Raw genomic sequence first — 6,582 nt, forward strand, 5'->3', positions numbered from 1 at the left:
CACCTTGTCCTTGACCCGATCGGCCATCTCTTCCCACCGAATCTCGTTGACTTTCTGAGCACGATAGTTACGCTTCTTCATGGCGAGAATACCTCCTGCGTTATGGGTTGCTGGCTATTGCCATCCCCATATTCTGAGGATTCTCGCCTCTTTGTTATAGCTGACTACGATTCCCTGCGGGTTTTCCGGGTCGTCCGTCCAGTGGGCAGGGTTGTCCGCGATGTATTGCCGGATGCGGTGCAAGGATTCTTCGTTGCGAACGATGTGTTCGAAATAATTGCGTTGCCACAATCGCTCGCGAAACGGTGACCATCCCTGCGTTTTGACCCCGCGCGTATAGGCAACGGTTGTCAATGATTTCAATGTCCCGACGATTTTGCCCAACGTAGGGGCAACCCTTGTGGTTGCCCCTGTTTGGGCGCCGGTTGGTGGGGCACCCACAAGGGGCGCCCTTACAATGTCGCCCGTCGTGGATTGGGCACCCACAAGGGCCGCCCCTACGGTTGCCGCGGTGGTATGCGCCCCTGTCGTGGATTGCGTGCCCACGAGGGGTACGGTTGAACCGTCTGGGCCGATGGTTCCGGTGATGACGATGACGCCGTGGATGTGATTAGGCATCACGACGAATGCATCCAGATCAATGTTGATGAACCGGAAGCACAATGCATCCCATTCGGCGGCTACCATCCGCCCGGCATCGTTTAACCGCATGTGATCGTCCACGACCTCCCCGAACAGGCAGGCACGATCTTGGACAACGATGGTCACAAAATACAACCCCGCCTGTGTGTAGTCGTATCCCCGCAGGCGTATCGAGCGCCGATGCTGGCGTTCAGGGTCGAAAAGCACGCTTATCGACCGCCTCCCCCGATGATTTCGCCGAGCAGCCCCTCGGTGTCCTTCTCGATCGCGAGGATGTCGGCGCGGATCTCTTCGAGCGTGCGCAGCGGCTGCGGCTTGTAGAAGTAGCGGGTGAAGCTGATCTCGTAGCCGGTCTTGACGCTGTCCGGCACATACCAGGCATCAGGCGCGTGCGGCAGGACTTCGCGGCACAGGAAGGCCTCGATGCCGCCTTCTTCCAGCAGCGGTACCTGCTCGGTGTCGCGCAGATCGGTGTCGGGCTCGTATTCGACGACAGGGCAGTCCCGAAGGTCTGCCCCTACGATCGGATGCGCAAACAGGCCGCGCAGCGGATCGGGCTCGGCGGAGAGATCGCAGTTCTTCTTGCCGAGGTTCTTGCGCAGCGGCTTGAACCACTCGGTGGCGTTGATGAGCTGCACCTTGCCACGCCGGTGCGTGGGCTGCCGTCTTGTCCGGCTTTGATCGGGCTGTCTTTCGCGGGACGATGCTGCCTCTGGTCATCCAGGGGGCATGTTCACCTTTCTGACCCGCGCGGGAGTGCAACTGCTCGATTTCAAAAAGTATGTCGTTTCGGTCAGCGAGCGCTATCCTCTCACCTCCAAAGGCCATCAGCTCACCGCCGCCCCGTCCGCCATCCGCTAAACCAGCCTCAAACGCCTCATCGGCACCCATCCCACCCCCGCATAATCTGCGCGCGGCGCGAGGAAATCGAGAAGTAGTAGATCAAAAGAACAGGCCTTCGATCGGGGAAGAGGCGCTGGCGTAGGCGCGCCGCGGAATGCGTCCGGCGCGATAGGCCTCGCGGCCGGCCTCGACGGCCTTGCGCATGGCCGAGGCCATCAAGACCGGCTCTTTCGCCTGGGCGATCGCGGTGTTCATCAACACCCCGTCGCAGCCGAGCTCCATGGCGATGGCCGCGTCGGAGGCCGTGCCGACACCGGCGTCGACCAAGATCGGCACGCCCGCGTTTTCGACGATGGTGCGGATGTTATAGGGATTGCGTATGCCGAGCCCCGAGCCGATCGGCGCGGCGAGCGGCATCACCGCGACGCAGCCCATGGCCTCGAAGCGCTTGGCCATGACCGGATCGTCGTTGGTGTAGACCATGACCTGGAAGCCTTCCGCGATGAGCGTCGCGGCGGCGTCGAGCGTTTCAGGTATGGCCGGAAACAGGGTTTTCTCATCGCCGAGCACTTCGAGCTTCACCAGGGTGTGACCCTCGAGCAGCTCGTGCGCTAGCCGGCAGGTCCGGATGGCGGATTGCGCGTCGTAGCACCCGGCGGTATTCGGCAAAAACGTATAACGGCTCGGAGGCAGTACATCCAGCAGATTGGCTTGGCTCGGGTCTTGGCCGATATTCGTGCGCCGAATCGCCACGGTCACGATCTCGGCGCCGCTCGCCTCGATCGCGAGGCGCGTCTGCTCCAGATCGCGGTATTTCCCGGTCCCGACCAAAAGCCGCGAGCGGTACCGCACATTGGCGATGGTGAGGAAGTCTTCTTCGGTGATTTGGCCTGGCATACGCTCGCTAACCTCGTTTAGGGAAGCTCTGCAAAAGTTACTGCGCAGCCCGGGCTTAGCCCCCGCCGATAGCGCGCACGACCTCGACGCGGTCATCGGCGGCCAGCCGATGGTGCGCGTACTGGCTGCGCGCTATGATTTCGCCATTGATCTCGACGGCGAAGCGGCCTTTGAATTCGAGTAGATCGAGCAGATGGTCGATCGTGGCCGCTTCTGGGATCACCATTTCAGCGCCGTTCACGAGGATCTTCATTGACGAAGGCGATCCCGAACCGTTAAATTTCCGAGAGGTTTAAGGTCATGCCTTCTTGCGCGACGTAGCACTTCAGCGCCGAGCCGCGCGCCGCGATGATCTTAAGCGATTGCGCGTGGATTTTATCCAGGTCGGCGTCGGCGGTCGCGGGATCATGATGGTAGAGGTACAGCGCCCTGACCTCGGTGTCGATCGCCAGGTTGACGGCGTCGATGAAACACGAATGGCCCCAGCCGCGCTTTTCGGCATATTGTTTCGGCGTGTACTGCGCGTCGTGAATGAGAACATCGGCGCCGTGTATCAATGCCGTCTCGGAGGTCCGTTCCTCCCGCTCGATATGCGCGAGATATTGCCGGTCGGCGGCGGAAAACTCATGTGCGCGGCTCTCGAGCGAGCGCGCCTGAAATAGATACTCGTGATCGGGAACGTAGGCGATGCTTTTGCCGGCGACTTCCATCCGGTACCCGTAGGTGCGCCCGGGATGATGGACATGGTGATAAGTGATCCGGATCGGACCATGATCCAGACAAGGTCGGCGAGGCTCCAAATAGCGAATGTCGGCGATCCAGCTTTCGGTCTCCACCGGGAAATAGGGCGATTTCATCTGACTTGATAGGCGTTTTTCCATCTCGGCGCCGTTGGGGCCCGGCCCGAAAAACTGGATATCCCACCCGGATTTGAACGCCGGCTGAAAAAACGGGAGGCCGCAAATATGGTCCCAGTGATAATGTGTAACTAGCACCATGAGAGGCAGGCGCCTGGCCTCTCCGAGTAGCTTGTCACCCAAACCGATGATCCCGGTCCCGGCGTCGCAGATGAGGACGTGATCATCGGCGCGGATCTCGACACAGGAGGTATTGCCGCCCACTCGCAGGTGGGTCGCCGCCGGTACGGCATAGGAGCCGCGCACGCCCCAAAAGCGAAGATAAGCCTCGTGCATCACCCGGTTGCCGCTTGGCGGACCTGCGCATGGGTATACTTGACGGTCAGCTCCTGAATGGTTTTGCTAGCAACGGGTTTGGCCACGAACTCGGTGGCTCCGAGACGCTTGGCGATGCTCCGGTCCTGGCGGTAATCCTTGGCGCTGATCATTATCACGGGCGTATGCTGATGCAACAGGTTGCGCCGGAATTCTTCAAGAAAGGTCAAACCATCCTTGCCCGGCATGATGATGTCCAAGAATACCAGCGCGGCTTCGGAATCGTTCAGGTAGGCCAGCGACTCTTCCGCCGTCGCAAATAACAGTACGTTGACATCGAGCGGCGCCATACTGCTCGTAGAGAAGCGCCTGACGGCCGGACTGTCGTCCACGACCACGATCGTCGGGGTGCAGTTATTCATCGTAATTCAACGCGTTAGAGAGAAACGCCCTCTAGGAAAGGTTCCCAAAACACTTGGCCCCGCAACTGATTCGAGGCGCGACGAAGGCCTTAGTTAAAAGGACGGATAACATACCATATTGTAAGGATCGCATCTTGGCCTGGGGTAATCGCGTTCGCTATCCGTGAGCGTATCTCGGTTCTTCCGGCGGCGATTCCGAATTCTTACGGCGCTCTACGTTGCACCGGTCTCTTAGGCTCGCCATGTGGATGTTATAGCACCGGCACGATCAAGCGCGGTTCTAGATTTGCTATTATTTCACATCCCGCATCACCGGTGGTGAAGCAGTTCGGCACAGAAAGCCCGTATCTCGCGACAGGTTCCAAGAATGTTTCGGGCACTACAAACCTGGCTTTGGGCGCAGGCGACGGCTTGGCTGACGGCTGAGCGGCCGGGAGGCGATGTGCCGCTCGTTGATTTCGAGCGCTTGAGCTACGAGCTGCGGCCCTGCGATGTGATCTTAATCGAGGGCAGGACGCGCTTGAGCGAGGTCATCAAGACCATTACCCAGAGCGTCTGGACCCATGCAGCACTCTATACCGGGCGCATTCATGACATCGACAGCCCGGCGTTACGCGAGCGCTTGTCGAAATTTTATCAAGGCGATCCCAGCGCCCAACTGCTCGTCGAGGCGCTCATGGGTCGAGGCACGGTGGTCACGCCGCTGAGCCATTACAAAGATCATCATCTCCGGCTCTGCCGGCCCGCCAATATCTCCAGGCAGGACGCGCAGCAAGTGGTGGCGAGCGCCATCAAGCGGCTCGGCCATGATTATGACGTGCGCCAGTTATTGGATCTGGCGCGTTTTATGTTGCCCTACGGCCTCCTCCCCAGGCGTTGGCGCTCGACCTTGTTCGAGCACCACGCCGGCGTGAACACGCGCTGTACCTGTGCGACGATGCTGGTCGAGGCGTTCCAGAGTGTAGCCTATCCGATAAGGCCGATAATGCAACGAGGGGGTGGGGGAAAACTGCGTGTCTACATCCGCAATCCACGTTTGTATACGCCGAAGGAATTCGATGATTCACCGTATTTCGATATCATCAAACACCCGTTTCTCGGCGAGAACGACACCAGCCGTTACCGCCATCTACCTTGGTCGGAGGATGCCGTGGTCGGCGGTTACAAGAACGGAAAGTGAAAGAATATTTCGCCTGCGGGGTAGCTACCCGGCAGGCGGCCAAAGGGGAGGGGTGCACTACGCCCCTTTGGAAGCGCCAAGGCTAAAGTGCCGCCGCAAACGGCGGGTATTGGAAAAGTTGTGAGCCGCCGGGACAACGCGCTAGAATTTCACGTATCGCGGGTGTAGTTCAATGGTAGAACTCCAGGTTCCCAACCTGGTGGCGTGGGTTCGATTCCCATCACCCGCTCCAACCTCCACGCACCTGGTTACGACATAGCGGACATACACGCCAGGGCGACGAGATCCTTGCTGGACATACTTATCGGGCATTTACTGCCCGACCGCCGCGCCGCGCCAAAAAGCCGGCGAGCTACACCACCGGCGCGATCCTCGATGTGAGGGGGGCACTGAAGCTCAACGCGCGCGCCGTAGTTCGACCACGCGCTCGGTCTGTTCGCTGTTCAGCCAGAGCCGGCCGGTCATGCGCCGGCGGCGTCATGGGGTGGGGCGTTGGCGAAAGGCGCGCTTCTGATTAAATGGGCCAGGGCCGGTTTGTTTGTGAGATATTAGGTTCATGCCCTGCCGCCAGCGAATCGGTTTGAACGCGCCCTTCCCGCGGCTTCGCATACTCCAAAGTTTGTTCCGAGCGCGCTCAGTTCGGAAACCTCTGCACCAGTTCTCGCAGCCGGTCTTTGGCGCCTTCCAGAATAGATACGCCGTCTCCGACTAAAAGCGTGTCTAAGTCGAAGTCGAGAAGGTTCCGCACGCTCTGCCGCAAGCGCACCGGATCATCCATCACTTGCTCGCGGAGCAGCCCGCAACACCCCGGAGGATGACCGATCACCGCGTCGCCCGCGATCAAGACCCCGCGCGCCCTCCAGTGGAGCGCGATCTCCCCCGGCGACTTTCCAGGTACGCCGACGACCTCCAGCGGTCCGATCTGGTCTCCGATCCGCAGTGCCTCATCGATTTCAGCCCCTCGGCTGCGGGCGTGCACCGCATCCTCCGGGTGGATGGCGGCCTTCGCGGAGGTGGCGGCGCGCACGCGGTTGGCCGCACGCGCGTGGTTGCGGTTGGTCAGCAGGATGCGAGAGACACCGAGCCGCGTAATTTCCTTCAGCACCTCGTCGCTCGGCGTGGCAGGATCGATACACAGGTTACCCGCCGCGTGGCGAAGGAGATAGCCATTAAAATCGTAGCCGTGGGGTTCCGAAAACCACGACCAGGTGAAGATGTCGGGCACTATTTCGCGCATGTGTCGTATCTGCTCACCGAACCTTCGGGATTATAGTCGATCCTTGGTCCCGTGGTGTACCCGGAGTCTATTCCAATGCAAGATGAGTCTGAAGGGAGGGCTTATTTCTAATACAAGATGAGTCTGAAGTAAGGCGGCGACTGTTCATGATGGGAGGATGAAGACCATCATGAACGACGGACAATTAGA

The 6,582-nt window shown here is 59.9% G+C and carries 7 protein-coding genes, 1 tRNA gene and 1 pseudogene; 2 read left to right on the forward strand and 7 right to left on the reverse strand.

Annotation, left to right across the window (positions count from 1 at the left end; genetic code table 11):
• Nucleotides 1-114 precede the first annotated feature (114 nt).
• From M3436_18190 to M3436_18215, 6 genes and pseudogenes are all read right to left on the reverse strand, one after another.
• Nucleotides 115-849: a transposase gene (locus tag M3436_18190; GenBank protein MDQ3565938.1), complete on the reverse strand. Its 735-nt coding sequence runs from the start codon at nt 847-849 to the stop codon at nt 115-117.
• Between the two features lie 2 nt (nt 850-851).
• Nucleotides 852-1,148 (reverse strand): annotated as a pseudogene (locus M3436_18195) (SAM-dependent DNA methyltransferase).
• A gap of 436 nt (nt 1,149-1,584) precedes the next feature.
• A complete protein-coding gene (locus M3436_18200) occupies nt 1,585-2,382 on the reverse strand; it encodes a thiazole synthase (protein MDQ3565939.1) in 798 nt (265 codons plus the stop codon).
• A gap of 55 nt (nt 2,383-2,437) precedes the next feature.
• Entirely contained in the window at nt 2,438-2,635 is a 198-nt protein-coding gene (gene thiS, locus M3436_18205) for a sulfur carrier protein ThiS (protein MDQ3565940.1), read from the reverse strand.
• A 22-nt stretch (nt 2,636-2,657) separates the two neighbouring features.
• On the reverse strand, nt 2,658-3,575 hold the full coding sequence (locus M3436_18210) for an MBL fold metallo-hydrolase (GenBank protein ID MDQ3565941.1): 918 nt from the start codon (nt 3,573-3,575) through the stop codon (nt 2,658-2,660).
• On the reverse strand, nt 3,575-3,976 hold the full coding sequence (locus M3436_18215; protein ID MDQ3565942.1) for a response regulator: 402 nt from the start codon (nt 3,974-3,976) through the stop codon (nt 3,575-3,577). Before M3436_18215 ends, M3436_18210 begins: the two co-directional genes overlap by 1 nt.
• A 367-nt stretch (nt 3,977-4,343) precedes the next feature.
• Between M3436_18215 and M3436_18220 the strand changes: the two genes are divergently transcribed.
• Together M3436_18220 and M3436_18225 are read left to right on the forward strand one after the other, a co-directional pair.
• On the forward strand, nt 4,344-5,156 hold the full coding sequence (locus M3436_18220) for a hypothetical protein (GenBank protein MDQ3565943.1): 813 nt from the start codon (nt 4,344-4,346) through the stop codon (nt 5,154-5,156).
• A gap of 158 nt (nt 5,157-5,314) precedes the next feature.
• Nucleotides 5,315-5,388: transfer RNA gene (locus M3436_18225), tRNA-Gly, on the forward strand.
• Nucleotides 5,389-5,790: 402 nt separating this feature from the next.
• On the opposite strand, the gene M3436_18230 is transcribed toward M3436_18225, so the two are convergent.
• The gene (locus M3436_18230) at nt 5,791-6,393 is read right to left on the reverse strand and encodes an MBL fold metallo-hydrolase (protein ID MDQ3565944.1); all 603 of its coding nucleotides are present in this window, start codon (nt 6,391-6,393) and stop codon (nt 5,791-5,793) included.
• Nucleotides 6,394-6,582 lie beyond the last annotated feature (189 nt).

This window comes from Pseudomonadota bacterium (assembly GCA_030859565.1).
GTDB lineage: Bacteria > Pseudomonadota > Gammaproteobacteria > JACCXJ01 > JACCXJ01 > USCg-Taylor.

Bases quoted from the DNA above. Each gene is read 5' to 3' on its own strand.
- M3436_18215 (MDQ3565942.1), bottom strand. From the start codon at position 3,976: ATGAATAACTGCACCCCGACGATCGTGGTCGTGGACGACAGTCCGGCC.
- thiS (MDQ3565940.1), bottom strand. From the start codon at position 2,635: ATGAAGATCCTCGTGAACGGCGCTGAAATGGTGATCCCAGAAGCGGCC.
- M3436_18220 (MDQ3565943.1), top strand. From the start codon at position 4,344: ATGTTTCGGGCACTACAAACCTGGCTTTGGGCGCAGGCGACGGCTTGG.
- M3436_18210 (MDQ3565941.1), bottom strand. From the start codon at position 3,575: ATGCACGAGGCTTATCTTCGCTTTTGGGGCGTGCGCGGCTCCTATGCC.
- M3436_18230 (MDQ3565944.1), bottom strand. From the start codon at position 6,393: ATGCGCGAAATAGTGCCCGACATCTTCACCTGGTCGTGGTTTTCGGAA.
- M3436_18200 (MDQ3565939.1), bottom strand. From the start codon at position 2,382: ATGCCAGGCCAAATCACCGAAGAAGACTTCCTCACCATCGCCAATGTG.